General features: G+C 67.5%; 28 protein-coding genes. 7 read left to right on the forward strand and 21 right to left on the reverse strand.

Annotated features, from left to right (window positions below; genetic code table 11):
- Positions 1-7: 7 nt before the first annotated feature.
- Positions 8-649 (forward strand): TIGR00725 family protein, encoded by a 642-nt coding sequence (locus RKE40_RS17525; RefSeq protein WP_316019513.1) that lies wholly within the window; start codon positions 8-10, stop codon positions 647-649.
- Here the strand turns inward: RKE40_RS17525 and RKE40_RS17530 are convergent.
- The 8 genes from RKE40_RS17530 to RKE40_RS17565 form a co-directional block, all read right to left on the reverse strand.
- Complete coding sequence (locus RKE40_RS17530; RefSeq protein WP_316019514.1) at positions 635-1,561, reverse strand: helix-turn-helix domain-containing protein; 927 nt, start codon at positions 1,559-1,561, stop codon at positions 635-637. The genes RKE40_RS17525 and RKE40_RS17530 overlap by 15 nt on opposite strands.
- A gap of 123 nt (positions 1,562-1,684) precedes the next feature.
- Positions 1,685-2,443 carry a precorrin-6A synthase (deacetylating) gene (cobF, locus tag RKE40_RS17535; protein ID WP_316019515.1) on the reverse strand — a complete coding sequence of 253 codons (759 nt, stop codon included), beginning with the start codon at positions 2,441-2,443 and terminating at the stop codon, positions 1,685-1,687.
- A 186-nt stretch (positions 2,444-2,629) separates the two neighbouring features.
- A complete protein-coding gene (locus RKE40_RS17540; protein WP_316019516.1) occupies positions 2,630-3,775 on the reverse strand; it encodes an amidohydrolase in 1,146 nt (381 codons plus the stop codon).
- A gap of 105 nt (positions 3,776-3,880) precedes the next feature.
- Positions 3,881-4,903, reverse strand: coding sequence for a DNA topoisomerase IB (locus RKE40_RS17545; RefSeq protein WP_316019517.1), 1,023 nt, complete (start codon positions 4,901-4,903; stop codon positions 3,881-3,883).
- Between the two features lie 159 nt (positions 4,904-5,062).
- Positions 5,063-5,893 carry an ABC transporter permease gene (locus RKE40_RS17550; protein WP_316019518.1) on the reverse strand — a complete coding sequence of 277 codons (831 nt, stop codon included), beginning with the start codon at positions 5,891-5,893 and terminating at the stop codon, positions 5,063-5,065.
- 4 nt (positions 5,894-5,897) lie between these two features.
- Positions 5,898-6,788: an ABC transporter permease gene (locus RKE40_RS17555; RefSeq protein WP_316019519.1), complete on the reverse strand. Its 891-nt coding sequence runs from the start codon at positions 6,786-6,788 to the stop codon at positions 5,898-5,900.
- A complete protein-coding gene (locus tag RKE40_RS17560) occupies positions 6,785-7,858 on the reverse strand; it encodes an ABC transporter ATP-binding protein (protein WP_316019520.1) in 1,074 nt (357 codons plus the stop codon). Before RKE40_RS17560 ends, RKE40_RS17555 begins: the two co-directional genes overlap by 4 nt.
- Positions 7,859-7,960: 102 nt before the next feature.
- Positions 7,961-9,151: an extracellular solute-binding protein gene (locus RKE40_RS17565; RefSeq protein WP_316019521.1), complete on the reverse strand. Its 1,191-nt coding sequence runs from the start codon at positions 9,149-9,151 to the stop codon at positions 7,961-7,963.
- Between the two features lie 166 nt (positions 9,152-9,317).
- Between RKE40_RS17565 and RKE40_RS17570 the strand changes: the two genes are divergently transcribed.
- Both RKE40_RS17570 and uxuA read left to right on the forward strand, forming a co-directional pair.
- Positions 9,318-10,013: a GntR family transcriptional regulator gene (locus RKE40_RS17570; RefSeq protein ID WP_316019522.1), complete on the forward strand. Its 696-nt coding sequence runs from the start codon at positions 9,318-9,320 to the stop codon at positions 10,011-10,013.
- Positions 10,014-10,068: 55 nt separating this feature from the next.
- A complete protein-coding gene (gene uxuA, locus RKE40_RS17575; protein ID WP_316019523.1) occupies positions 10,069-11,265 on the forward strand; it encodes a mannonate dehydratase in 1,197 nt (398 codons plus the stop codon).
- Positions 11,266-11,298: 33 nt separating this feature from the next.
- Here the strand turns inward: uxuA and RKE40_RS17580 are convergent, their stop codons facing one another.
- Entirely contained in the window at positions 11,299-12,441 is a 1,143-nt protein-coding gene (locus RKE40_RS17580) for an alpha-D-ribose 1-methylphosphonate 5-triphosphate diphosphatase (protein ID WP_316019524.1), read from the reverse strand.
- A 178-nt stretch (positions 12,442-12,619) separates the two neighbouring features.
- Here RKE40_RS17580 and RKE40_RS17585 point away from each other — a divergent pair, with 178 nt between their 5' ends.
- The 3 genes from RKE40_RS17585 to phnE are packed head-to-tail and all read left to right on the forward strand — an operon-like array spanning position 12,620 to position 15,119.
- Positions 12,620-13,489, forward strand: coding sequence for a PhnD/SsuA/transferrin family substrate-binding protein (locus RKE40_RS17585; RefSeq protein ID WP_316019525.1), 870 nt, complete (start codon positions 12,620-12,622; stop codon positions 13,487-13,489).
- Positions 13,489-14,316, forward strand: coding sequence for a phosphonate ABC transporter ATP-binding protein (locus tag RKE40_RS17590; RefSeq protein ID WP_316019549.1), 828 nt, complete (start codon positions 13,489-13,491; stop codon positions 14,314-14,316). The genes RKE40_RS17585 and RKE40_RS17590 overlap by 1 nt, the downstream gene beginning before the upstream one ends.
- The gene (gene phnE, locus RKE40_RS17595) at positions 14,313-15,119 is read left to right on the forward strand and encodes a phosphonate ABC transporter, permease protein PhnE (RefSeq protein ID WP_316019526.1); all 807 of its coding nucleotides are present in this window, start codon (positions 14,313-14,315) and stop codon (positions 15,117-15,119) included. The genes RKE40_RS17590 and phnE overlap by 4 nt, the downstream gene beginning before the upstream one ends.
- Before the next feature lie 18 nt (positions 15,120-15,137).
- Here the strand turns inward: phnE and RKE40_RS17600 are convergent, their stop codons facing one another.
- The 5 genes from RKE40_RS17600 to RKE40_RS17620 are packed head-to-tail and all read right to left on the reverse strand — an operon-like array spanning position 15,138 to position 18,177.
- Positions 15,138-15,704 carry a HupE/UreJ family protein gene (locus tag RKE40_RS17600; protein ID WP_316019527.1) on the reverse strand — a complete coding sequence of 189 codons (567 nt, stop codon included), beginning with the start codon at positions 15,702-15,704 and terminating at the stop codon, positions 15,138-15,140.
- A gap of 40 nt (positions 15,705-15,744) precedes the next feature.
- The gene (gene ureG / locus RKE40_RS17605) at positions 15,745-16,377 is read right to left on the reverse strand and encodes an urease accessory protein UreG (RefSeq protein WP_316019528.1); all 633 of its coding nucleotides are present in this window, start codon (positions 16,375-16,377) and stop codon (positions 15,745-15,747) included.
- Positions 16,374-17,051, reverse strand: a complete 678-nt coding sequence (locus RKE40_RS17610) for an urease accessory protein UreF (RefSeq protein ID WP_316019529.1) — start codon at positions 17,049-17,051, stop codon at positions 16,374-16,376. The genes ureG and RKE40_RS17610 overlap by 4 nt, the downstream gene beginning before the upstream one ends.
- Positions 17,052-17,054: 3 nt before the next feature.
- The gene (locus RKE40_RS17615) at positions 17,055-17,843 is read right to left on the reverse strand and encodes an urease accessory protein UreE (protein ID WP_316019530.1); all 789 of its coding nucleotides are present in this window, start codon (positions 17,841-17,843) and stop codon (positions 17,055-17,057) included.
- A gap of 25 nt (positions 17,844-17,868) precedes the next feature.
- The gene (locus RKE40_RS17620; RefSeq protein ID WP_316019531.1) at positions 17,869-18,177 is read right to left on the reverse strand and encodes a putative quinol monooxygenase; all 309 of its coding nucleotides are present in this window, start codon (positions 18,175-18,177) and stop codon (positions 17,869-17,871) included.
- A gap of 225 nt (positions 18,178-18,402) precedes the next feature.
- Between RKE40_RS17620 and RKE40_RS17625 the strand changes: the two genes are divergently transcribed.
- Positions 18,403-19,446 carry an amino acid ABC transporter substrate-binding protein gene (locus RKE40_RS17625; RefSeq protein WP_390893419.1) on the forward strand — a complete coding sequence of 348 codons (1,044 nt, stop codon included), beginning with the start codon at positions 18,403-18,405 and terminating at the stop codon, positions 19,444-19,446.
- A gap of 18 nt (positions 19,447-19,464) precedes the next feature.
- On the opposite strand, the gene RKE40_RS17630 is transcribed toward RKE40_RS17625, so the two are convergent.
- The 7 genes from RKE40_RS17630 to RKE40_RS17660 all read right to left on the reverse strand — a co-directional run bounded on the left by RKE40_RS17630 (position 19,465) and on the right by RKE40_RS17660 (position 25,551).
- A complete protein-coding gene (locus RKE40_RS17630; protein WP_316019532.1) occupies positions 19,465-20,442 on the reverse strand; it encodes a GSU2403 family nucleotidyltransferase fold protein in 978 nt (325 codons plus the stop codon).
- 55 nt (positions 20,443-20,497) lie between these two features.
- Positions 20,498-21,526, reverse strand: a complete 1,029-nt coding sequence (locus RKE40_RS17635) for an ABC transporter substrate-binding protein (protein WP_316019533.1) — start codon at positions 21,524-21,526, stop codon at positions 20,498-20,500.
- Positions 21,527-21,609: 83 nt separating this feature from the next.
- Positions 21,610-21,867 (reverse strand): hypothetical protein, encoded by a 258-nt coding sequence (locus RKE40_RS17640; protein WP_316019534.1) that lies wholly within the window; start codon positions 21,865-21,867, stop codon positions 21,610-21,612.
- Positions 21,868-21,939: 72 nt separating this feature from the next.
- Positions 21,940-23,676: an urease subunit alpha gene (gene ureC / locus RKE40_RS17645; protein WP_316019535.1), complete on the reverse strand. Its 1,737-nt coding sequence runs from the start codon at positions 23,674-23,676 to the stop codon at positions 21,940-21,942.
- 41 nt (positions 23,677-23,717) lie between these two features.
- A complete protein-coding gene (locus RKE40_RS17650) occupies positions 23,718-24,578 on the reverse strand; it encodes a DUF1003 domain-containing protein (RefSeq protein ID WP_316019536.1) in 861 nt (286 codons plus the stop codon).
- A 29-nt stretch (positions 24,579-24,607) separates the two neighbouring features.
- Positions 24,608-25,228 carry an urease subunit gamma gene (locus RKE40_RS17655; RefSeq protein WP_316019537.1) on the reverse strand — a complete coding sequence of 207 codons (621 nt, stop codon included), beginning with the start codon at positions 25,226-25,228 and terminating at the stop codon, positions 24,608-24,610.
- Positions 25,225-25,551 (reverse strand): hypothetical protein, encoded by a 327-nt coding sequence (locus RKE40_RS17660; protein ID WP_316019538.1) that lies wholly within the window; start codon positions 25,549-25,551, stop codon positions 25,225-25,227. The genes RKE40_RS17655 and RKE40_RS17660 overlap by 4 nt, the downstream gene beginning before the upstream one ends.
- Positions 25,552-25,561 lie beyond the last annotated feature (10 nt).

Here is a 25,561-nt window from a genome sequence, read left to right on the forward strand (position 1 = left end):
CCACGCCATGCGCCTCATCCTCGATCGGGCGCATGGCCGCCTCAGTGACGACCGCGGCAGCAGATTCGATGCCGCGACGCGGCAATGGCAGCCGGACACGGCGTCCGCCAAGGGCGAGCCGGTCACGCCGATCGAGGCGCTGCATTGGCTCCAGCATGCGAGCGGCCGGCCACTGCGCACGCCGGTCGCGGTCATCGGCACGCGGACACCCACGCAGGAACAAGAGCAGGCGGCCGAACAGACCGGCCTCCTGCTCGCCCGGCACGGGCTGACGGTGCTGTGCGGCGGCCGCGCCGGCGTGATGGAAGCCGTCTGCCGCGGCGTCGCCAACGGCGGCGGCCTTTCGATCGGCCTCCTCCCCGACACCGAGCCGGAAGCCGCCAATCCCTATGTCACCGTACCGCTCGCGACCGGGATCGGCGTCGCCCGCAACGCCCTGATCGCGCGCGCAGCGCACAGCCTGATCGCGATCGGCGGCGGCTATGGCACGCTGTCGGAGATCGCCTTCGCGCTGCAGTTCGGGCGGCCGGTCTTCCTGCTGGAAGGCGCGCCGGCCGTGGACGGCGCGACACGCTGCGCGAACCCTGACGAAGCCCTCGAACAGGTCGCCCGCGCGGTGCTGCGCCTGCCGGAATCAGCCGCGGGCTGAAGCCGATTTCGGCGCGCGTTCGGCCGTCGCGCCGGAGCGTGCCAGCGCCGCGCGCAGCAGCGCCCCGGCCTCACTGCCCTTGCGGGCCCGGCGCCAGAGATCATCGGCCAGCGCCTCATAGAGCCGCACCGGCTGCTCGTCCGCCGTGAGCATGGCGATGCCGGAACGGAGGTTCGGCAATTCTCCGCCGAGCCGGAACGGGCTGAGGCCCAGCAGCGTCTTCTCGGCGGTCCGGAAGAGCTGGAAGGTCATGTTCGGCAGGGTTTCCTCGATCAAGCCGATCTGGATGCCCATCGGCTCGCTCTCGATCAGCGCCAGCAGATGCTCGACCTCGGTCCGCGCCGCGAGGCGCCGCCGGGCGAGCTCGTCCTCGGGAAGGTTGAACCGGCCGACGATGCCGAGCTTCAGCCAGCGCTCGATCTCCAGCACATTGACGAAGTTAACGACGCTGAGGCGACGGCGCTCGCGGGCCTTGCGGCGTTCGTCGAGGATGGCGATGACCGCGTCGATCTCACCCTCGGCCTTGTCGCGGTCCTCGACATGCGGCGGCAGGGCCTCGACCAGTGTCCGCCGGAGATAGGAGGCGTAGTCGCCGGAGGTCAGCAGATAGGAGAGCGGCGGGAAATGGGCGACGACCTGGTCGGCCTCTTCCTCGATCTGCCGCATCCGCTCGAAATAGGCGACGGGGCTGGCATAGTATTCGACCCCCGCCCCGAGCAGCGAGGCGACCGTGGTCTCGAGCACGCCTGCCAGCCGCTCGAGCGTCTCGATCTTGACGACGCCGCCGCCCTCGATGCGGTAGACCGCGGCGCGCGAAATGCCGAGCCGCTCGGCGACCTCCTCGGCCATCAGGCCGCGCCCGAGCCGGTAGGCCTTCAGCCGGTGGCCGATCTCGTCGAAGCGGATAGCCATCGGGTCGGCCCTGTCGTCACCTAGAATCTCAGATTTTAGACAAGCTAGCCCAGTTCGCAGCGCTTGCGAAGCAGCCCGACTGACGCAGCAGGCCGCTTCGCCGGCCGCACCTCGTCTTTGGCCTCAGCCTTTCCGGCGCAGGAGATAGGTATCCATGATCCAGCCGTGGGCGGCGCGGGCCTCGGCGCGGCGCTCGACGATCTCTCCAGCGACCTCCGAAAGCGGGCCGGAAGCGAGGATTTCCTCCTCCGCGCCAAGATAGGCGCCCCAGTAGATGTCGAGTTCCTCCGGCGGGATCTTGGCAAAGGCCTGCTCGCCATCGAGCATGACAACGACGCTGCCCTGATCGTCCGGCATGCCGCTCTCCGCCAGCTTCCGTCCGGTGGTGATCAGCACCGGCTCGCCGATGCGGTTCAGCACCAACCGGTGCGCCGCCGCCAGCGCCTGGACGCTGCTGATTCCGGGAATGACGTCGTAGTCGAGGGCGAAGCCGCGGGCACGCACCGCCTCGATGATCCGCAGGGTGCTGTCATAGAGCGCCGGATCGCCCCAGACGAGCAGGCCGCCGACCTCACCCTCGCCGAGTTCCTCGGCAAAGAGACGCTCATAGGATTCGGCCAGCGCCGCATGCCAGTCATCGACGCTGCCGCGATAGTCGGAGCCGGCAGGAGCACGCTGCGGCACGCGCAGCGGCACCATGCGATAGGCAGGCTTCTCGATATAGCGCCGGCAGATCTCCTCGCGCAGTTCGCGCAAGGCGGCCTTCTCCTCCCCCTTGTCGGGCACGAAGAAGACATCGACCTCGTTCAGCGCCCTGACCGCCTGGAGCGTCAGATGCTCCGGGTTGCCGGCGCCGATGCCGATGATCCTGATCCTGCGCATGGGGTCCCTCGTGCCTGCGACTCGATCCGGCCATAGCACGGTCTTCCGGTCCGCACAGAAGGCGCCGTCATTCCGGACAAGCCGCGCGAGCGGCGCAGCTCCGGAATCCATCGAAGGGCTCCTGCGCACTGGGATGGATTCCGGCGCTCCGCTTCGCTGCGGCCGGAATGACGGGAGAGGCTTTGCCTACCCCAGCAGGTTCCGGATCGTGCGCATGAAGACGCGGGCGCCGGGGGCGATCAGCGCATCGGGGAAATCATAGTCCGGATTGTGCAGGGGCGGCGTATCCTCGCCGGAGCCGAGCAGGAACATCGCCGATTTCGAGGAGCGGCCGAACAGGCCGAAATCCTCCGAGCCGCGCTGCGGCGGCGTCTCGCCATGGGCGATGCCCTCATCGTCGAGCGCCCGGCGCAGATGCGCTACCGCCTCGGGATGGTTCTCGCAGTGATGGAAGACGTCGAAGTAGTCCATGGTGACCGATAGCCCGCCGGCTTCGGCCGCCTCGCGCGCCAGCGCTTCCGCTTCGCTGCAGAGCGCGCCCATCAGCGAATCGTTCAGGGTCCGTAGCGTCGCCCAGATCTCGGCCCGGCCGGGCGTGATGCCGAAGGCCTGCTCGCCCATGCTGGCATGGGTGACGGTGACGAGGCGGTAATTCGCATCGAGAGCCCCGCCCGGACCGAGCGCCGTCAGCTCCGGCAACAGACGGGCGAGCGCCTTCATCGGCGAGATCGCGTGTTCCGGCGTCGCCGCGTGCGAGGTGCGGCCGCTCAGCACGATCTTGAGGCCGCGCGAGGCGCAGTTCGCGGCGCCCTCGGACAGGCGGATGGCGCCGAGCGGCATGCCCGGCTTGTTGTGCAGTGAGAAGGAGAAGTCCGGCGCGATCTCCTCGAACTTCGGGTCCGCGATGACGGCGGCGGCGCCCGCACCGGTCTCCTCGGCCGGCTGGAACATCAGGATCGCCCTGCCCCGCTGCGGTCTCTGGCGGCCGAGCCCGCGTGAGAGCGCGGCGAGGATGGTCATGTGGCCGTCATGGCCGCAGAGATGACCCTTGCCTGGCACCTGCGAGGCGTGCGCGACGCCGGACAAATCCTCGATCGGGAGCGCGTCGAGCTCGGCCCGGACCAGCACGGTCGGTCCCGGCTCGCTACCCTCATAGATCGCGGCGACGCCATGGCCGCCGATCCCGGTAACGACCCGGTCGGGCGCGCTGGGCGAAAGGAAGCCGACGATGGCCTGCGCCGTCTCGCGCTCCTCGCCGGAGAGCTCGGGCGCGCGGTGCAGCGCATGCCTGAGCTCGATCAGCTCGACCATGTCGGAATTGGTGAGAAACATGCTGGCGCTTCCTCGGATGATTTTGTCCGAGCTTCACCACTGAGCGCCGCATCGCAAGCCCCGGCCGCCGGATTTGTCGGGCGGCGGCCATGCGTTGCGGTCAAGTCATGCCGCCAGCAATCCCAGCGCCCGTTCGATGCGCGAGCAGCCGCCGCGCGCCCTGGCCCGGCGGTAGACCCGCTGCAGCTTGCCGCTGGCATAGGAGCTGACCACGATCGCGTGGACATAGCTCTTGCGAACCACCGCCGGTGTATTGACCAGCCGCTCCGAGATGGCGCGCATGATGTCGGCGAGCTGGCGCTTGCGGCCGCGCTCGCTGGTGGCAATGTCGGTCGCGAGCAGGAGTTCGGCCGCGGCGGCATTGGCGGCGAGCATGCGCAGATCCTTGCTCGACGCCGGCAGGCCGGCGGCCTCGCGCAGATAAGCGTTGATCTCGGCGGCACTGATCAATGCGACCGCGCCGTCCTCGTCGCGATACTGGAAGAGCCGCCGGCCCGGCAGCGTGGCAAGGCGCGTCAGGGCGCGGGCCAGCGGCGCGTCGTCGCGAGCGCAGGCGATGTCCTTGCCGCCCTTGCCGCGGAAGGAGAGCGCGACATGGCTGCCGGTGACGGCGATATGGCGCTTGAGCAGGGTCGAGGCGCCATGGCTGCCATTGTTGCGGGCATAGACCTCGTTGCCGACGCGGATATGGCAGCGATCGATGATCGCGGCGGCGCAGGCCAGCGCCTTGGCACGCGAAAGTTCCCTTCCCTTCAGATCGGCGGCGATGCGCTCCCGCAGCCGGGGCAAGGCCTCGACCAGTTGCGCCAGCCGCTTCAGCTTGCGGCGCTCGCGCACCTTTTCCCAATCGGGATGATAGCGATGCTGGATGCGCCCGGCCTCGTCGCGCCCGACGGCCTGGAGATGGCCGCGCGGGTCGCTGGCGATCTGGACGTCGCGATAGGCCGGCGGGATCGCCAGTGCGCGAATGCGGGCGAGCGTCGGCTCGTCGGCGATCTTGCCGCCTTCGGCATCGCGATAGCCAAAATTGCGGCCGACGCGGATGCGGGTGATCGAGAGATCCTCGGGAGCGGTCCGGCGAAGCCGGCCCGAAGCACTGGCCTCGCCTGTCTTGCGCCTTGCGACCATGGCACCCTCCGCAGCTCGAACGGCTGCGGAGGAATGCGGCAGGCGGCAGGATGTTCCCTCTCTCGTCGTTGCGAGCGCAGCGAAGCAATCCAGGAGCGGCGAAGCTCGACGTCCCCTGGATTGCTTCGTCGCTGCGCTCCTCGCAATGACGGGAGTGGCCTACCGCTTGGCCCGCGCCACGATCTGCGTCGGATTGACGAAGCGCAGCGCGATGACGAGCCAGATCAGCGTCGTCGCCATGTAGATCACCGCCATGGCGTCGATCGACTGCACGGCGCGCACGCCGGCGGCGAAGACCGCGTAATAGAGCGCCACCACCAGTGTCTGGCTGGTCGGCCCCGCCGTGAGGAAGGTCAGCTCGAACATCGCGATCGTCCGGACCAGCACGAGCAGGAGCGCGGCGAGGATGCCGGGCATCAGCAGCGGCAGCAGGACATGGATGAAGAGCTTGAAGGTGTTGGCGCCGAAGACCCGCGCCGCCGCCTCGATCTTGGTGTCGATCTGCTCGATGAACGGGATCATCACCAGGATGACGAAGGGCACCGTCGGCACGAGATTGGCGAGCACGACGCCCGACATCGAGCCGGCGAGCCCGGTGCGATAGAGCACCGTCGCCAGCGGGATGCCGAAGGTGATCGGCGGCACCAGGAGCGGCAGCAGGAAGAGCAGCATGACGAGCTTCTTGCCGGGGAAGTCGCGCCGCGCCAGCGCATAGGCTGCCGGCACGCCGATCAGCCCCGAGAGGAAGACGACGAGGAAGACGATCTGGAAGGTGACCGTCAGCACGTCGCCGAGCTGGAACTCGGCCCAGGCGGCGCCGTACCAGCGCGTCGTCCAGCCATCGGGCAGCCAGGAACGCAGCCAGCGCGTCGAGAACGAGCTGGTGATCACCGTCGCGATCATCGCGAACAGGTTGACGATGAAGAAGCCGATCAGCGTCCAGTTGGCCGCAGCCCAGAGCTTGGTCGAGAGACGTGTATCCTTGACCATCGGATCAGCCCTTCCCGCCGCCAGCCGGGCCGCGATAGAGCATCCCGCGCAGGCCCAGCACCGCGACGACGATGGCGAGTTGGACCACGCCCATGATCATCGCGACGGCCGAGGCCATCGAATAGTCGTACTCCTCGAAGGCCGCCTGATAGGCCGCGATCGAGATCACGCGGGTCGGCCCGGCCGGCGCTCCGAGCAGGACCGCCGAGGGAAAGACCGAGAACGCCTGCACGAACGAAAGACAGAAGGTGATGGCGAGCCCAGGCAGCAGCAGCGGGAAGAGGATGTGCTTGAAGCGCTGCCAGGGCCCGGCACCGAGGGTCGCGCCCGCCTGCTCCAGCGCCGGGTCGACGCCAGTCAGATAAGACAAGGTCAGGAGGAAGGTGAAGGGAAAGCCGGTGATCACCAGCGAGAGCATCACGCCCCAGTAATTGTGCAGCAGCTTCACCGGCGATGAGATCAGGCCGATCGTCATCAGCGTGCGGTTGAACCAGCCCTGCGGGCCGAGATAGTTCAGGAGCCCCTGGGCGACCAGCACGGTGCCGAGCGTGATCGGGATCACCAGGATGGTGGTGAGCAGGCGCTGGTTCTTCATCAGCCGGACGCGGAAGGCGATCGGGATCGCCAGCAGCAGCGTGACGATCGTCACCGGCAAAGCGAGCCAGAGCGTGGTCGCGATCGTCCCGTAAAGGAAGGAATCGGAGAAGAAGCGCTGGTAGTTCGCCAGCGCCCCGCCGGCCTTGGGCGTGAAGGAGAGGAACAGCCCGTAAAGGAACGGGTAGATGAACAGCGCCAGCAGGAAGATGACCGCCGGCAGGACCAGCAGGGTCAGGCCGTCGAGGCCGCGCGCGGCGAGGCGCTGTGAAAGCGGGATATCGGTGGATGCCGGGCTCATGCGGCGCCCCCGAAGACCAGCACCCGCTCCTTGTCGGCGGCGAGGCGAATGTCGGTGCCTGGCGCGATGCGGCGATCAGCCAGGAAGGTCAGCGGCGTATCGTCGGCCATGCGGGCGAAGCCGACGAATTCGCGGCCATGGAACTCGGTCGAGACGACCTTCGCCTCGAGCCCTGCCCCGCCCTCCGGCACAGGATGCAGGTCCTCGGGGCGGATCGAGAGATGGGCGACCTCGCCAGGCGCCGCCTTGGTGCGGACGCGGCCGGTAACGCCGACATTCCCGACGGTCACGGTCGCAAGATCGTTCGCCACGCTCGCGACCTTGCCGGAGACCTTGTTGCGGAAGCCCATGAACTCGGCGACGTCGAGATGGTCGGGCCGCGAGAACAGGTCCTCCGGCCCGCCGACCTGGCGGATCTCGCCATCGCGCATCACCACGATGCGATCGGCGAGCGAGAGCGCCTCCTCCTGGTCGTGCGTGACATAGATGGTGGTGGCGCCAAGAGCGTTATGGATGCGCCGGATCTCGGCCCGCATCTCGAGACGCAATTTTGCGTCGAGATTGGAGAGCGGCTCGTCCATCAGCACGAGCGGCGGCTGCACGGCGATCGCGCGGGCGATGGCGACGCGCTGCTGCTGGCCGCCGGAAAGCTGGCCGGGGAGCTTGTCCTCCTGGCCCTGGAGCCGAACCAGCGCCACCGCCTCGGCGACGCGGCTCTCGCTCTCGGCCTTTGGCATGCCGCGCATCTTCAGGCCGAAGCCGATGTTCTTGCGCACGCTCATATGCGGGAAGAGCGCATAGCTCTGGAAGACCATGCCGAAGCCGCGCTCTTCGGGCCGCAGCGGATCGATGCGCTTCTCGTCTAGCCAGATGCCGCCGCCGGTCGCCGGCAGGAGGCCCGCGATCAGGTTCAGCGTCGTCGACTTGCCGCAGCCGGACGGTCCGAGCAGCGCGATGAACTCGCCCTGCCTGATGGTCAGCGAGACGTCCTTGACGGCGTTGTGGCTACCGAAATCGCGGCAGAGCCGGTCGAGCCTGAGTTCGCGGAAGTTCGCAGCATGTATCGTCATGAGGACCATCTGGTTCGGACGGACGGCTGGCGTCCGGAGACAGGCGACAGCAAGGCGACAGGCCGGTCAAGGACCGGCCTGTCGGGCAGCGGATGGGCCGGCTTACTTGCGCTTGGCGCCGCCGACCTGCTCGTCCCACATGCGGAAGGCGACGACCATCTTGTCGGGGTCGAGCGGGGTTTCCATCGGGTTCTCGGCGATCAGCTTCTCGTATTCCGGGCGGCCATATTCCTGGATCGCCTTCTGGCTCGATTCCGGCGCCATCGAGAGCGGCACATCCTTCACCGCCGGGCCCGGATAGAAATAGCCCTCGTCATAGGTGTAGGCCTGCTGCTGCGGCGTCAGCATGTGGCGAATGAGGTCGAGCAGCACGGCGAGCTTCTCGTCGGAGACGCCCTTGGGGATCATCATGTACTGGGCGTCGGTGACCCAGTGGAAGCCCTTCAGCGTCTGGATCTTGGCTTCCTTCGGCACGACGCCGAGGACGCGCGGATTGATGTCCCAGCCGGTGGTCGAGACGATGATGTCGCGCGTGCCGTCGCCAAGCTCCTTCATCGTCGCGCCGGTGCCGCCCGGATAGTACTCGATGTTCTCGCCCAACGCCTTGAGATAGGCCCAGGTCTTGTCCCAGCCCTTGGCCGGATCCTTGGGATCGCTGTCGCCGAGGATGTAGGGCAGGCCCATGATAAAGGTGCGGCCCGGGCCGGAATTGGCCGGGCGGGCATAGAGGAAGCGGTTCTTGTTCTGCTTCGTCCAGTCGAGCAGTTCCTGCGCGGTGGTCGGCGGAGTCTTGACCTTGTCGGGCATGTATTCGAGCAGCGGGCCTGACGGGTAATAGACCATCGCCATGCCCTGCCCGGAGCCGAGATTGTGCATCGCGAGCGCGGGCTTGAGGTAGATGTCATCGGGCTTGGGCAGCTCGGCCGCGAAGCGCGGCAGCAATTCGACCCAGAGCTTCTGGTCGATGCCGGCCGAGAGCACATCGAGGCCACCGATGACGAAATCGATGTCGACGCGACCGGCCGCCTGCTGGGCCTTCAGCTTGGCCGGCAGCTCGGGCGCCGGCGCCTTGGTGAAGGTCATCCGCGAAACGAGCTTGGGGTTCGCCTTGGAATAGTTCTCCAGCGGCGCCTGCACCAGAGCGAGCGCCCCGCCGACGTCGATGATGCTGATCGCGAGCGGCGACGACGGCAGCTTGAGCGCCTGGGCGAAAGCGGCCGGCGCCTGCGCCAGCCCGGCGACGCCGGCAACGCCGCCAAGGAACGTGCGCCTGTTGATGCTGTCCTGGACCATTTTTCCCTCCTCGCGGCGGCTTTGCCGCTTCTTTGCTTGCACCGAAACCGGCACCGGCCATCTTGTGCCGGCCCCTGCTCGACTCTTATCGCACGCAAGGCATTCGGAGTTGACGCCTCCCTGCCTCGACCGGTATCCTAGTATACTAGTGAACAAGAGCTTGGCAATGGGCATCGCAGCGGCACGGCAGACCACGGACCAGATCTATCGCGCCTTGCGGAGCGACATCCTGAACGCAGTGCTGCGCCCTGGGGAAGCGATTTCCGAGGCCCGCATGGCGCTGCAGTTCGGCGTCAGCCGCACGCCCGTGCGCGAATCCTTCAAGCGCCTGGTCGAGGAAGGCTTTCTGCAAGTCGTGCCGCAGGTCGGCACCTTCGTCGCGCCGATCGATCTCGCCGCCGTCTATGACAGCCAGTTCGTGCGCGAGACGCTGGAGTGCCGCACCGTCGCCCTCGCCGCCCAGCGCATCGACGCGGAAGGCAAGGCGAGCCTCGCAAAACTGATCCGCCAGCAGGAGCAGGCGCTGGCGGCGGGAGACCGCGCCGGCTTCTTCCGCAGCGACGAGGCCTTCCATGCCGAGCTGTCGCGCCTCTCCGGCCATCCTTCCGTCTGGGGATTGATCGAGGGCGTCAAGGCCCAGCTCGACAGAGTGCGCTGCCTGTCTCTCGAGACCGGCGGATGGTCCGACATGATCCTCTCCGAGCATCGTGAGATCGCGGCCGCGGTCAGTGCCGGCGACGAAGCCGCTGCCGAGAAGACGATGCGGGCGCATCTGCGCACCGTGTTCGACGCGATCGAGACCATCGCCCGCAACCAGGTCGACGCCTTCGCCGCCACCGGCGGCCTGAACAAGCCCGCCTGAGCATCGGCAAAGCCAAGCCTGCAACAAGACGAAGCCTGCAAGAGGACACCCGACAATGGAACAGACCTGGCGCTGGTTCGGCCCGGACGATGTGGTGACGCTGGCCCAGGCGCGGCAGGCAGGTGCGCGCGGCATCGTCAACGCCCTGCACCAGATCCCCTACGGCGTGGTCTGGAGCGTCGAGGAGATCGAGAAGCGCAAGGCGATCATCGAGGCCGACAAGAGCCTCGGCCTGCGCTGGGCGGTCGTCGAGAGCCTGCCAATCCATGAAAGCGTCAAGATCGGCGAAGGCGATCTCGAGCCGGTCTTCGTCAACTACCGCCAGTCGATGCGCAACCTCGCCGCCTGCGGCATCGAAGTGATCTGCTACAATTTCATGCCAGTGCTGGACTGGACCCGGACCGAGCTCGCCGAGCCCCTGCCCGGCGGCGGAACGGCGTTGCGCTTCAACCTGCACGAATATGTCGTCGTCGACCATTTCATGCTGCGGCGTCCGGGCGCCGACCAGGGCCATCCGGCCGAGGTGATGAACAAGGCCAAGGCCTGGTTCGAGCGCTCCTCGGAAGCCGACCGGACCCGCCTGCTCGCCAACATCATGGCCGGGCTGCCCGGCGCCTATGATCGCTATGACGTGCCGGGACTGAAGCGCATGCTGGAGCGCTATCGCGGCATGAGCCATGAGCGCCTGCGCGCCAATCTCAAGCGCTTCCTCGAGGCGGTGATCCCGACGGCGGAGGAAGTCGGCATCCGGATGTGCATCCATCCGGACGACCCGCCGCGCCCGCTCTTCGGCCTGCCGCGGATCTGCTCGGACGAGGACGACATCGCCTTCATCCTCGGTGCGGTGGACTCGCCCTCGAACGGGCTCACCCTGTGCTCCGGCTCGCTCGGCGCCAATCCGAAGAACGATGTGCCGGGAATCGCCCGCCGCTTCGCCGACAGGATCTGGTTCGCGCATCTGCGCAATGTCGCCAAGGACCCGGACGGTTCGTTCATGGAAGCCGAGCATCTCGGCGGCGACACCGACATGGTGGCGCTGGTCGACGCGCTGATGAACGAGCAGACCCGCCGCAAGGCCGCAGGCTGGAAGCACTGGCGCATCCCGATGCGGCCCGACCACGGCCACGAGCTGCTCGACGACGCGGGCAAGGGCTCGTTTCCGGGCTATCCGGCGGTCGGGCGGCTGCGTGGCCTGGCGGAATTGCGCGGCGTGATGACGGCGCTTTCGAGCGTGAAGGGCTACGCCGCCTGACGGCCGACGATCTGCGGCCGGCGACGCCCATGCTCAGGCGAGGATGCGCTGATCAGCCAGATGGACCAGCCGCCCGCCGGCGATGGTCGCGACAATGCGGGGCTGCGGTTCGGGCGCGATCAGCACGAGATCGGCCCGCTTGCCGGGCGCGATGACACCCCGGTCCGTGAGACCGAGCGCCTCGGCCGGCCCCTGCGAGACCAGCTTCCAGGCAGCTTCGAAGCTCGCCGCCCCACGCTCGGCGAGGAGGAAGGGCGCGAGCGGCAACGCGGGATAGTAGTAGTCCGAGGCGAGGATGGTGCAGAGGCCCTGGCGCACCATCTCCTCGGCGGCCGGGCAGCCGGTGTGCGAGCCGCCGCGCACGACATTGGGCGCGCCGAAGACGATCGGCTCGCCATGGGCAGCGGCTTCGCGCGTCGTCTCCTCGTCGATCGGGAATTCGGCCACTGCGACGCCGAGCCCGCGGTACCAGCGGCGCATCTGCGGGGTCATGTCGTCATGCGAGAAGGTTGGTACCCCGGCGCTACGAGCAGCTGCTGCCAGCCGCTCGATGGAGCCGGACACCTCGTCGCGGCGGCTATGGACGTTCTCGACCAGCAGCATGAAATCCTCATGCGAGAGGCCGGTGCGCTCGACCATCTTGCTAACCTTGTCCGGCCGGCTGCGCGATTTCAGCGTGCCCTCCATATGGTCGTTGAAGGCGAGAACCCCGACCCGGCCGGCGGCCAGCCAGGCGAGGATCTCCGCCTCGGCGTCGAGATTGTAGGTCTCGTGGCGCAAATGGAAGCGCGTATCGGCGCCGAGCTCAGGCCCGAGACGCTCGATCGCCTCGACCAGGCGCCGCGCATTCTCGGCGCCGCGCAGGCCCGGCTCCCAGGACCAGGTGACTCCATGGAAGGCGGTGGTGATGCCGCTGGCGAGCAGGGCCCTGTCGGCGTCGCGCAAGGCGAGCTCAATGTCGAAGGAAACGCCCGGGCGCGGCATGATGTGACGCTCGAAGGCATCGCCATGACAGTCGACGAGGCCGGGCAGCACGAGCAGGCCGGTGGCATCGAGGCGCAGGGCATTGTCCGGCAGCGGCGCATCGGCGACGGCGATCATGCCGTCGCGCACGGCGAGATCGGCCGTTTCGAAGGCCCCGGCCAGTACCCGGCCGCCTGAGATCTGTAGCGCCACCGCATCCGCTCCTTGTCACCGGCGCCCGGATCATTCGCGCCGCTTCGGGCGAAGGCGCATGCGACCGGCAGATGACAGCGGCATGACGGCACGGGCGTCATCCAGCCGTCGCGCGACCGTCACCCCAGCGTCGCATGGGCTGTTTAGCGCCGCCCTCGAACCCCGAGGGAGGACGCCCATGCTGAAGAAGCTGGCTTATGCATTCATCGCGGCCGCGGCCGCCTTCGTGTCTCCGGCCGCGCAGGCGCAGGAGACGATCCGTTTCGCCGTGACCGATGTCGACGGGCTGGAATCGCTGCAGCGCGAGTTCGGCCCGTTCAAAGCCGCCTTCGAGAAGCTTTCCGGGCTGAAGATGCAGTTCTTCGCGGTCTCCGGCCGCACCGCCGCGGTCGAGGCCATGGCGGCCGACCAGATCGATTTCGTGCTGACCGGCCCGGCCGAATACGTGGTCTTCAAGGCGCGCACCGGCGCGGTGCCCGTCGTCGGCTGGCAGCGTCCCGACTATTTCTCGCAGGTCGCCGTGCTCGCGAACGGCCCGATCAAGACGGTCGCCGATCTCAAGGGCAAGACCATCTCCTTCGGCGAGATCGGCTCGACCTCGCAGCATCTCGGCCCGGCCCAGGCGCTCGCCGATTTCGGCCTGAAGTACAATGTCGACTACAAGCCGATCTTCGTGAAGCGCAATGTCGCCGCCGAAGCGATGAAGCGCGGTGACATCGCCGCCATCGGCCTGAACCTCGGCCACCTCAACAGCATCCGCAAATCCGACCCGAAGACCGGCTTCGCGGTCGTCGCCCGCGGCCGCGACCTGCCGAACGACGTGATGATCGCCAGCCCGAAGGTGAAGCCGGAGGTGCTCGCCAAGGTTCGCAAGACCTTCCTCGACAATGGCCAGGAGCTGATGAAGGCCGTCGTCTCCGACACCGACGACAACAAGAAGTTCGCCGGCGGCATCTTCCTGCCGGAGATCAAGGACAGCGACTACGACTATGTCCGCTCGATCTACCAGACCATCGGCATCACCGAGTTCAACAAGTTCATCGAGTGATGCCGCAGAGCGCGCAGACCTTGCCGACGGCGGACGCAGCAGCGCCCGTCGTCGCCATCTCCGGCCTCGCCAAGAGTTTTGGCACGCGCCAGATCATCGGCGGGCTCGACCTCGCCATCCCGCAGGGTGAGGCCATGGCGCTGATCGGCGCCAACGGCACCGGCAAGTCGACCCTGCTGCGCATGATCGTGCGGCTCGCCGAGGCCGATGCCGGCACGATCTCGGTGCTGGGCGAGACGGTCGGCAGCCTGCGCGGCGCGGCGCTGAAGCGCTTCCGGGCCAGGGTCGGCGTCGTCTTCCAGAAGCACAACCTGGTTTCGCGGCTGAGCGCGCTGAGCAATGTCGTGCACGGCGTGCAGTCGCGCCGCTCCGGCCCGCGTACCTGGACGCAGGCCCTGGCCCCGGCCGAGATCCGCGACGAGGCGATGGCCTGCCTCGCCGCCGTAGGTCTCGCCGACAAGGCGATGCAGCGCGCGGATTCGCTCTCGGGCGGCCAGTCGCAGCGCGTCGCGATCGCCCGCATGCTGATGCAGCGGCCGCAGATCGTGCTCGCCGACGAGCCCGATGCCAGCCTCGATCCGCGCGCCGGGCGCGAGGTGATGGAGTTGCTGTTCCGGCTGACCCGGGACAAGGGGCTCACCCTCGTCTTCGTCTCGCACCACATGGCGCACGCGCTGCGCTTCGCCGATCGCATCGTAGGCCTCGGCAATGGCGGGATCGCGCTGGACCGGCGCGCCCTGCACTGCAACGAGGCGGAGCTCGCCGCGTTCTTCGAGGAGCCGGCCGAAGCGGAGCCGGCGGCGCAACCTGTTCCGGTGTTCGCATGAGCCTGCAATCCACCACGCACGGCCTCCATGCCGGCGACCGTTTCGCGCGGCCGAGCGCCGCCGCCTTCATGGGCTGGTTCCTGGCGCTGGCGCTGCTGGTCTGGTCGTTCAGCGGCTCCGAGCTCTCGGCCGAGAAGCTCGTGCGCGGCCTGCCCTATATGGGCAACATCCTCTCGCGGATGTTCCCGCCCGATCTCGCCAGGCTCGACAGCATCCTCGCCTCGCTGGCGACGACCTTTCAGATGGCGGTCTCGGGCTGCGTGCTCGGATTGATCCTGAGCTTTCCGCTCGCCGTGCTCGCGGCGGAAGGCCTGTCGCCGCACCCCATCATCCGTGTGCTGACGCGCGGGCTGATCGCCCTGTTCCGCACCGTGCCGGACCTGATCTGGGCGCTGTTCTTCGTGATCGCGGTGGGCCTCGGCCCCGCTGCCGGCGTGCTGGCGCTGATGGTCGACACGATCGGCTATGCCGGGCGCTTTTTCGCCGAGGCGATGGAGGAGACCGACAAGGGCCCGCGCGAGGCACTCTCGACCATCGGCGCGAGCCGGACCGGTCTGATCTTCTCGGCGGTGGTGCCGAATGCCATGCCGTCCTTCATTGCGACCTCGCTGTTCTGCGTCGAGAAGGCGACCCGCGCCTCGGTCGTTCTCGGGCTGGTCGGCGCCGGCGGCATCGGCGTCGAGCTCAAGGTCGCCTTCGACCTGTTCGACTACGACACGGCGCTGACGATCATCCTCGCGATCTTCGCGCTGGTCGTCGCAGTCGAGCAGATCGGCGGCTATCTCCGGCGCCGGATCATCTGAGGGACTGGCTGCCGGCCTTCAGCCGGCCAGAATGGCGACGCCGGCAAGGACCAGCCCGCCGCCCGCGACGCGCGCGAGCACAGGGGCATGCTGCGCGAGCCGCGCCGCGAGGAAGAGGCCGGCGCCGTGCAGCGCGGCCGTGGCGATGATGAAGCCGGCGGCATAGGCGAAGCCGCTGGCGTTCTCCGGCAGCTCCGCCCCATGTGCGAAGCCGTGGAAGATCGCAAAGATGCCGCAAGCGAGCGCACCCGCCGCCAGCGGCGGCGAGGCCTTGAGCGCGATGGCGAGCCCAAGGATGACGATCGAAACCGCGATGCCGATTTCGGCGCCGGGCAGTTCGCCGCCGGCCATGGCCCAGGCGCCGGCCAGCGCCATCGTCGCCACGAAGGCGACGGGATAGGCGATGCGCGCTTTGCCGCCGACGAGCCCGGCCCAGAGGCCGACCGCGACCATGGCGAGGACGTGATCGAGCCCGGTCAGCGGGTGCAGCAGCCCCTGCGCCAGCCCCTCGACGGAGCCGACGCCGGTATGAGCCAGCGCCGGGGCCGCAACGCCCGTCAGCAGAAGCGTCAATGCCACGGCCATGCCTCTCGCCATCGTCCTGCGTGCCATCGTCTCAAATCCCTCAGCCTCGCGCCGTGGCCTTGAGCCCTCCGGCGGTCTCGATGAAATCGACCACCTGCTCGACGCCGTCCCCCGCCCGCGTATTGGTGAAGGCGAAAGGTCGCTTGCCGCGCATGGTCCGCGAATCGCGATCCATCACTGCAAGATCCGCGCCGACATGCGGGGCGAGGTCGGTCTTGTTGATGACGAGCAGGTCGGAGCGGGTGATGCCCGGCCCGCCCTTGCGCGGGATCTTCTCGCCAGCGGCGACGTCGATGACATAGATCGTCAGGTCGGCGAGCTCGGGCGAGAAGGTGGCGGCGAGGTTGTCACCGCCGGATTCGATCAGGATCAGGTCGAGCGCCGGGAACCGGCCGCGCATCTCGGCGACCGCGGCGAGGTTGATCGAGCAGTCCTCACGGATCGCGGTATGCGGGCAGCCGCCGGTCTCGACGCCCATGATCCGCTCCTCGGGCAGTGCGCCGGAGACGGTGAGGATGCGCGCATCCTCCTTGGTGTAGATGTCGTTGGTGATAGCCGCGATGTCGTAGCGGTCGCGCATGCGCTTGCACAGCGCCTCCATCAGCGCCGTCTTGCCGGAGCCGACCGGACCGCCGATGCCGACCCGCAAAGGGCCATGGGGGGAAGCGCTCATGAGCGGAACAGCCTCGAATACTGGGTTTCGTGACGCAGGGAAGCGAGGTCCGAGCGGAAGGCGCAGCTGCCGAGCGCGTCCAGCGCGGCGGCTTCCGCCCTCGTCGCGGCGCTACGCAAGAGCGGGGCCAGTCCGGCCGTGACGCGCTGGCCGTCGGTCTGGCCGACAATACCGAGCCGGACCGCGGCCGAGACCAGGTTGGCGACGAAGGCGAGCGAGAAGGCCTCGAGCGAAGGCAGTAGCGGCAGGCCATGGCCGCTGCCCGCAACGGCGACCGCGACGGGATAGGCGACATCGCCCGGCCAGGCGGCCTTCAGCGCATCGACCGAGGCGCAAGGCCAGGAGGCAGCAATGGCGGCGATGAAGGCATTGCCCTGGGTCACCGTCTCCAGCCGCCGCTCGGCCGAATTCGCCAGAGCGAGCGCGAGCTCAGCCACCTCGCCCAGCCCCTTGCCATCACCATCGCCGCTGGCGCGCCAGGCGGCGGCGAAGAGGATGAGGTCATTGCGCAGCGAGCCATGCTCGACCAGGACGCCGAGCCAGTCCTCAAGCCCCTGCGCCTCCGTGAGGTCCCCGACCTCGAACGCCCATTCCAGGCCATGCGAATAGGCGAAGCCGCCGACCGGGAAGGACGGCGACAGCCAGATCATCAGGGGCAGCTGAACCCCGGTCATGGCTCAGTGGTCGTGCTTGTGGCCCTTATGGCCGTGCTCGGCGCCATGGTGATGGCCATGGTCATGCTTGTGGCCGTGGTCGTCATGATGGTGGTCATGGCCGCAACCGCAGGAGGCGTCGTGGGCGTGCTCGTGCTTGTGCTCGCCATGGCTGTGGGCATGGGCATGGGCCTCGCCATGGCCGGCATGGGAATGGCCGTGATCATGATCGTGATGGTGATGATCGTGATGATGGTCGTGGCCGCAACCGCAGTCGGAGCCATGGGCATGCTCATGCCCGTGCGAATGGCCGTGCTCGTGGTCGTGGTGCTCGTGCCCATGATGGTGATGGCCATGGTCATGGCCACAATTGGCATGGTCGTGATCGTAGGCGCCGCGCTCGGGCTGGAACGGCCGCTCGACATCGCTCATCGCGCAGCCCTGGCCGCGGACCATCTCGGCCAGAACATGATCGTGCTCGATATAGATGGCGTCGGCGGTGATCTCCGCCGGGGTGTGGCGGTTGCCGATATGCCAGGCGACGCGCATGAGGCGCAGCGGGTTCTCGGCCTTGATCTCGATCAGCTTCTGCGCGGCAGCCTTGATCAGAACGAGCGAGCCGTCCTCCAGCTTGACGGCGTCGCCATCGTTCAGCGCCGTCGGCTTGTCGAGATCGAGCAGGATGTCCTGCCCGCCATCGCCCTTTAGCGCGACGCGGCGGCGGTTGCGGTCCTCATGGTCGAGGGTCAGGGTCTCGACGACCCGGTCCTGCTTGACCGCGGCCTTGCGGACGACGGAGGTGGCGCGCTGCATGTGACTAAACCCGTGGCGTGTTGGATCAGAGGCGATCGACCGATCGCGGTTCCACCACTTCGATCACCGGAGCGACGCTGACGCAAGCCCCGGCCACGGCGAGAAACGCCTTGAGATAAGGGCGAGCCATGTGACGCTCGACATCCGCTCGGGTTTCCCAGCTTTCAAGGCAGATGAAATGGCCGGGCGCGGTCAGGCTCTCATGCATGTCGAAGCCGAGGCAGCCCTGCTCCTGCCGGGTCGCCGCGATGCAATCATGGGCTGCGGCGACGAAGCGCGCCCGGTCGGCGGGTCGGACACGGGCACGGGCGATGACGAGGACGGGATCGGACATGCGGAAGCTGGCTCCATCTGCAGTTGGCGGGTCCCGCCGGTTACGCGACGACCTCCAGGCCAGATGCGGCAGGCGGAAAGCTATGGTTAACAACCGCTTAAGCTCGAAAATCCGTTAGCCGCATAAATGACCGTGGCGCCGCTCGATACGATCCTGTTAGATCGCCGGGCCTACTGCCTGGTCTTTCGGATCGGCAAGGACAAGAACCTGAAGGGGAACGCCGAAATGACCGGGATTTCATCATCAACCGTCCGCAGGCTGGCGGGCGTGCTCGCCGGCATCGGGCTGAGCGCCGCCATGACGGGAGCGGCGCTGGCCCAGACGACGCTGGAACGGATCAAGCAGCGCGGCCAGCTGATCTGCGGCGCGAGCCACGGCGTCGCCGGCTTCTCGCTGCCGGATGCGCAGGGGCAATGGCGCGGCTTCGACGTCGACATCTGCCGGGCGCTGGCCGCGGCGATATTCAACGACCAGGAGAAGGCCAAGTACATCTCGCTGGCCTCGAAGGACCGGTTGACGGCCCTGCAGAGCGGCGAGATCGACGTGCTGTCGCGGACCACGACCTGGACGCTCGGCCGCGATGCCGGCTTCGGCCTCAACTTCACGGCGATCAACTACTTCGACGGCCAGGGCTTCCTGGTGCGCAAGAGCACCGGCGTGAAGGAGGTCAAGGCGCTGAACGGTGCCTCGGTCTGCGTCGCCCAGGGCACCACGACCGAGCTCAACCTCGCCGACTATTTCCGCACCCACAACATGAAGTACGAGGTCATCGCCTTCGCTGGGCTGGACGAGACGATCCAGGCTTATGAGGCCGGCCGCTGCGATGCCTACACCACCGATCTCTCGCAGCTCGCCGCCAACCGGATGAAGCTCAAGGTCCCGTCAGACCACGACCTCCTGCCCGAGATGATCTCGAAGGAGCCGCTCGGCCCCTGGGTGCGGCAGGGCGACGATGCCTGGTTCGATATCGTGCGCTGGACGGTCTATGCTCTGATGAACGCCGAGGAATACGGGATCACGCAAGCCAATGTCGACGAGATGGTGAAGTCGACCAATCCCGAGATCCGCCGCCTGCTCGGCGCCGAGGGCAAGTTCGGCGAGAGCCTCGGGCTGACCAATGACTGGGTGGTCCGCATCGTCAAGGCGGTCGGCAATTACGGCGAGAGCTTCGACCGCCATCTCGGCGCCAAGTCGCCGCTCAACCTGCCCCGCGGCATGAACAAGCTCTGGACCCAGGGCGGCCTGCAATACGCGCCGCCGGTGCGGTAGGCGCCGCAAAGGACAGGGTCAGGCCGTCACGCCGATCGCCGAAAGCGAGCGGTCCAGCGGCCTGGCCCAGCCATCGCGCCCCCGGCTCCGCGCGTCCTCGATGGCGTCGTCGAGCTCGAAGGGGGCAGCGACGCGCAGCGCCTCCACCAGAGCGGCCGCCTGTGCCAGGTCCTTGCGGGCCTTGGCGGGCTCGTGAGCGCCTCGCTTCTGCGCAAGTATCAGCTTGTGCACGGCAAAGCGCGCCGGCCGAGGCAGGACCACCGCAACACCGGCGCCGTGCAGCGCGACGGCCGAGACCGGATCCTCGATCAGCCAGTCGAGGTGCTGGAGCGGCGTCGCCCCGGCGGCAAGCGCCTTCAACGGCATCGGATCGCGGTCGCTGCGGCGGCGCTGCGGGGTCAGCAGATCGACGACGAAGCCCTGCCGGTCGCGGAAGCGCGAGGGTGGGGCCTTCGGGTCGAGCCCCGGCAGCGCCGCAAAGCTCGCCTCCGCCCGCTGAAGGATCGCCAGCATGCTGTCACCCGCGATCTCGGCATCGAGCGCGAGATCGGCGGTGGCGAGATCGAGATCCTGCGTCATGACCGTCGCCGACGGCAGGACCATGCCGAGCAAGGGCGGGTAGCACTGATAGGCCGCAGTGCCCACCAGCACTGCCCCGCGTCGGAACAGTCCGGCATGCGCAACCGCATCGGCGACGCGCCCGAGCGCATTGGTCGGGCCGGGAATGAGGCGCCGAAGCGCAGAGACGAGGCGCCGCCTCTCCTGTCGCCGCGCCATCTCGGCCCGGGCTGTGTCGGCGCGGGCCAGTACTTCGGGATCGTCGGCACGGCCGAGGTGCTCGACCGTGCGGCTGGCTCCGACCCAGCGCTGGAGCCGCAGATAGCGGATGCCTGCGACGGTCGTCGCTACCACCGTCGCCTCGTCCTGCGAGGCCATAGCGACCTGCTGCTGCAGATCGGCATAGAGCGTCTGGATATTGAGCGGGATGCGCTGCATATCCAATTTAGTAGCACGAATTATGGTTCGTGCTACTAATCGCCTTCCTCAGGCCTCAGCGCGGCAGCGCCTTCACCTCGTCGTCGAACTTCTTCAGCAGGCGCGAGCGCTCGGCCGGGCTGCCCCAACGCGGGGTGTCGTAGTCGATCAGCTTGATCTCCTCGAACTTCGGCGCGTCCGGCGAGAGCTTGGCGTTCTTATTGGAGGGGATCGAGTTGATCTTGAGCTTGGCGTTGATGTCCTGCGCCTCCGGTGAGAGCGTGAAGTCGACGAATTTGCGCGCCGCGTCCGGGTTCTTGCCGCCCTTGATCACCGAGACCGAACCGGTCTCGTAGCCGGTGCCCTCGCAAGGGGCGACGATGCCGATCGGCGCGCCCTGCAGCTTCTGCGTCAGCATGTCGTGCATGAAGGCGATGCCGACCGCCGTTTCGCCGAGCGCCGTCGCCTTGACCGGGGCGATGCCGGACTTGGTGTACTGGCTGATGTTCTTGTGCAGGGTCTTGAGGAACTCGAAGCCCTTCTCCTCGCCGAGCCGCTGGACGGTCGTCGCGAGGAAGACATAGGCGGTGCCCGAGGAGCTGGGATCGGCGACCTGGACCTCGTCCTTGAACTTCGGATCCAGCAGGTCGGCCCAGCATTTCGGCTCTGGCAGCTTCTTGCTCTTCAGGGTCTCCAGATTGTAGCCGATGCCGAGCGCGCCGAGATAGATGCCGGAGGTGCGGAACTTCGACTGCTCGGCATGGCGCTTCGCCCAGTCATGCAGCTCGGCGAGCTTCGGCGACTTGTATTCGTCGAGCAGCCCTTCCTCCGCCGCCTGCAGATGCGGCTCCCCCGGCCCGCCCCACCAGACGTCGCCACGCGGATTGGAGGCCTCGGCCTTGACCTGAGCATAGACCTCGCCGGTTGACTTGCGGACCATCTGGACCTTGATGCCGGTCGCCTTCTCGAAGATCGAGGCCCCCTCGCGGCATTGTTCCTCGAGGATCGAGCAATAGACGGTGACCTGGCCCTGCGCGGCGGCGGGGCCGGCATAGGCGGCGACGGCGAGCGTGGTCGCGGCCAGGGCGTGACGAAGACTTGGCAAAGCTATCCTCCAGGGCGATTTTCTTAGCCGGCGAGATGAAGGCCAAGAGCCCAGCCCTGTCAACCGGTCGGCTCGCGCCCCGGTCAGCGCCGCCGCGTGCGATCGGGAAGCTTGTCGATCGCCGCGTCGGCGCCCTGCTTCCTGCCGAGCACGCCTTCGCGCAGAACCTTGGTGGCGGCATCCTGCTTCACCGCCGGCGACGTTTTCAGCGGCGCCGTCGCCTTCGTCGCCTCCAGTCCGATTTCCTTGGGCTTGCGCCCGTCATTGCGGGCGCTGGCGGCGAAAGTGGCAAGAGCCTCGGGCTGCTGGCCCTTCGGACCCGCGGGTTTGGATTTGGCCATGGCAACCTCCCATTGTTGCGACGGGAGGCAAACGTGCAGGCCGGCAATGAGGTTCCGCGCGGAGACGCAGGCTCAGAACAGGAAGTAGCGCTGGGCCAGCGGCAGTTCCTTCGCGGGCTCGCAGACCAGCAATTCGCCATCGGCGATCACCGCATAGGTCTCGGGGTCAATGCGGATATCGGGCGTGGCGTCGTTGTGGATCATGCTCTTCTTGGAGATGCCGCCGCGAGTGTTCTCGACGGCGACCATCTCCTTGTCCGTGCCGAGCCGGCCCTTCAGCCCGTTCGCCATCGCCGCCTGCGAGACGAAGACCAGCGAGGTCGTGCTGACGGCCTTGCCGAAGGCGCCGAACATCGGCCGGTAATGCACCGGCTGCGGCGTCGGGATCGAGGCGTTGGGGTCACCCATCGGCGCAGCGGCGATCATGCCGCCCTTCAGCACCAGGTCGGGCTTGGCGCCGAAGAATGCCGGCGACCAGACCACGAGATCGGCGAGCTTGCCGATCTCGACCGAGCCGATATGGCGAGAAATGCCGTGCGAGATCGCCGGGTTGATTGTGTATTTCGCGACATAGCGCTTGGCGCGAAAATTATCGGCGCCCGTTCCGGCATCCTCGGGCAGCGGCCCGCGCTGGACCTTCATCTTGTGGGCGGTCTGCCAGGTGCGGGTCACGACCTCGCCGATCCGCCCCATGGCCTGGGAATCCGAGGACATCATCGAGAGCGCGCCGAAATCGTGCAGGATGTCCTCGGCGGCGATCGTCTCCTTGCGGATGCGGCTCTCGGCGAAGGCGAGGTCCTCGGGGATCGAGGGCGACAGGTGATGGCAGACCATCAGCATGTCCAGATGCTCGTCGAGCGTGTTGACGGTGAAGGGCCGCGTCGGATTGGTCGACGAAGGCAGGACATTGGGCAGCCCCGCGACCTTCATGATGTCCGGCGCATGGCCGCCGCCCGCGCCCTCCGTGTGGAAGGCGTGGATGGTGCGTCCCTTGAAGGCCTTGATCGTGTCCTCGACGAAGCCCGACTCGTTCAGCGTGTCGGAGTGGATCATCACCTGGACGTCGTATTCGTCGGCGACCGAAAGGCAGTTGTCGATCGCGGCCGGGGTCGTGCCCCAGTCCTCATGCAGCTTGAGGGCGCAGGCGCCGGCCTCGGCCATCTCGATCAGGGCGCCCGGCACGGCGGCATTGCCCTTGCCGGCGAAGGCGAGGTTCATCGGGAAGGCGTCGGCGGCGCGGATCATCTGGCCGAGATGCCAGGGGCCGGGCGTGCAGGTCGTCGCCAGCGTGCCATGGGCCGGTCCGGTGCCGCCCCCCAGCATGGTGGTCAGCCCGCTCATCAGCGCATCCTCGATCTGCTGCGGGCAGATATAGTGGATATGGCTGTCGAAGCCACCGGCGGTGACGATCTTGCCCTCGCCGGCGATCACCTCGGTGCCGGGCCCGACGACGATCGTCTCCTCCGGAGCAAAATTGCCGAAACCCTCCTGGATGTCGGGATTTCCGGCCTTGCCGATGGCGCAGATGCGGCCGGCCCGGATGCCGATATCGGCCTTCACGATCCCCCAGTGGTCGAGGATCAGCGCATTGGTGATGACGGTATCGACAGCCCCGTCGGCATTGCGCACCTGGCTTTGGCCCATGCCGTCGCGGATGACCTTGCCGCCGCCGAACTTCACCTCCTCGCCATAGGTGGTGAAGTCCTTCTCGACCCTGATCACGAGCTCGGTGTCGCCGAGCCGAACCGTATCGCCGGTGGTCGGGCCGAACATGGCGGCATAGGCATTACGCGGAAAGGCGAAGGGCATGGTCGGTTCCCGATCTGGTCCTGCGATGTCTCTGGCAATTCTCAGGCCGAAGCCGTCCCCGGCTCGGGCGGCTCGCCATTGCCGGTCTCACCGGTCTTTGGTTCACTGTTCTTGGGCTTGCGGGGCCCCTTGCGCTTGCCGGCGGCGGCCTTGGCGAGCTTGCGGGCCTGGTCGCGCTGCGTTTCCTGCATCATCTCGAGCTGGACCTGCTGGATCTCGGCCAGGCGCTGCCATTGCCGGGTGATCAGATGGTCGATCTTCTCGTGCAGATGCCGGATCTCGAGTTCGGCCTTGAGATTGACCTGATAGTCGTTGGATGAGCGGGCGCGGTCCTTCTGCTCCTGGCGCTTCTGGCTCATCATGATGATCGGGGCCTGGATCGCGGCGAGGCAGGACAGGACGAGATTGAGCAGGATGAAGGGATAGGCGTCGAAGGCGCCCGGCCCCTCTGCGATATTGATCAGCATCCAGACCACCAGAACGACGGCGAAGCTGATCAGGAAGGCCCAGGAGCCGCCGAAACTGGCGAGCCCGTCCGAGAGCCGCTCGCCGAAGCTGCGCTTCTCGTTGAACTCGTCGTCGGTGTCGCTCGCGATCGTATCCTGCCGCGCGATGCTCTCGACGACCTCGCGGTCGAGATCGGAGTATTCGCCATGCTCCTCGCGCAGAATCTCCTCGACATAGCGGGTGCGATAGCGCGCGAGTTCGGCCTTGCTGATCAGGCTGTGCTCGGTCAGTTGCGGAAAGTCGGCGAGGATACGCTCGGTCAGCGAGGGGCGCAGCGTCTCCAGCGAGACCAGGTTCTTGCGCGGCGTCTCGGCGCCGGAGATCGCGCAGATGCCGTATTTCTTTTTGCCGTTCGCAGGAAGATGGGAGGGCTGCACGCCTGCTGCTTCGGTCATCGGCCGGCTCCGCCATTCGCTTTGCGCAGCTACAGCTTACCCATCACCTCCTGGCGGAAGCCATAGACCTCGCGCTTGCCGGCGAGCGCGACCAGCCTGACCTCGCGGGTCTGGCCGGGCTCGAAGCGCACCGCGGTTCCGGCGGGAATGTCGAGCCGGAAGCCTCTCGCCTTGTCGCGCTCGAAGGAGAGCGCGGGATTGGCCTCGAAGAAGTGATAATGCGAGCCAACCTGGATCGGCCGGTCGCCGGTGTTCGCGACGCTCAGCGTCAGGCTCTCGCGGCCCTCGTTGAGGATGAGATCCCCCGGCAGGGTGGTGATCTCGCCCGGCTTCAGGCGGCCGGCGGAGCCGCGGATCGGCTCGTGCACGGTGACGAGCTTGGTGCCGTCGGGAAAGGTCGCCTCGACCTGGACGTCGTGCAGCATCTCGGCAATGCCGTCCATGACCTGATCGGCGCTGAGCACATGGGCGCCGGCCTCCATCAGCTCGGCGACGGATCTGCCGTCGCGCGCACCCTCGACGACGAAGTCGGTGATCAGCGCGACGGCTTCGGGATGGTTCAGCTTGACGCCGCGCTCGAGCCTGCGCCGCGCCACGATGGCAGCCATGGCGATGAGCAGCTTGTCTTTCTCGCGCGGCGTCAGATTCATGCGTTGGCCTTCTCTGCCTCTTCCTCGTCTTCGTCGTCCTCGGAATCCTCGTCTGCGGACTCCGCGGCGTCGTCTTCCAGGTCGTCCTCGTCCACCTCGTCGAGCGAGGCGTATTCATAGGCGAAGACGATCTCGCCGCTCTCCGGATCGAAGCTGCTGGCGGTCGATTCCTCGAAAGCCTCGATCAGCATCTCGGCATCCTCGGGACCATCGACATCGAAGCGGCGGGCAAGGACCTCATCTTCCGCCTTCAGCGAAAGCTCGATCGCCCAGCCGCGGGAGCCGGTATCATAGACGCATTTCAGACCCTGGATCGGCAGCATGCTGCAACTC

Origin of the sequence: Allobosea rubneri, assembly GCF_032464875.1 — a bacterium.
Classification (GTDB): Bacteria; Pseudomonadota; Alphaproteobacteria; order Rhizobiales; family Beijerinckiaceae; genus Allobosea; species Allobosea rubneri.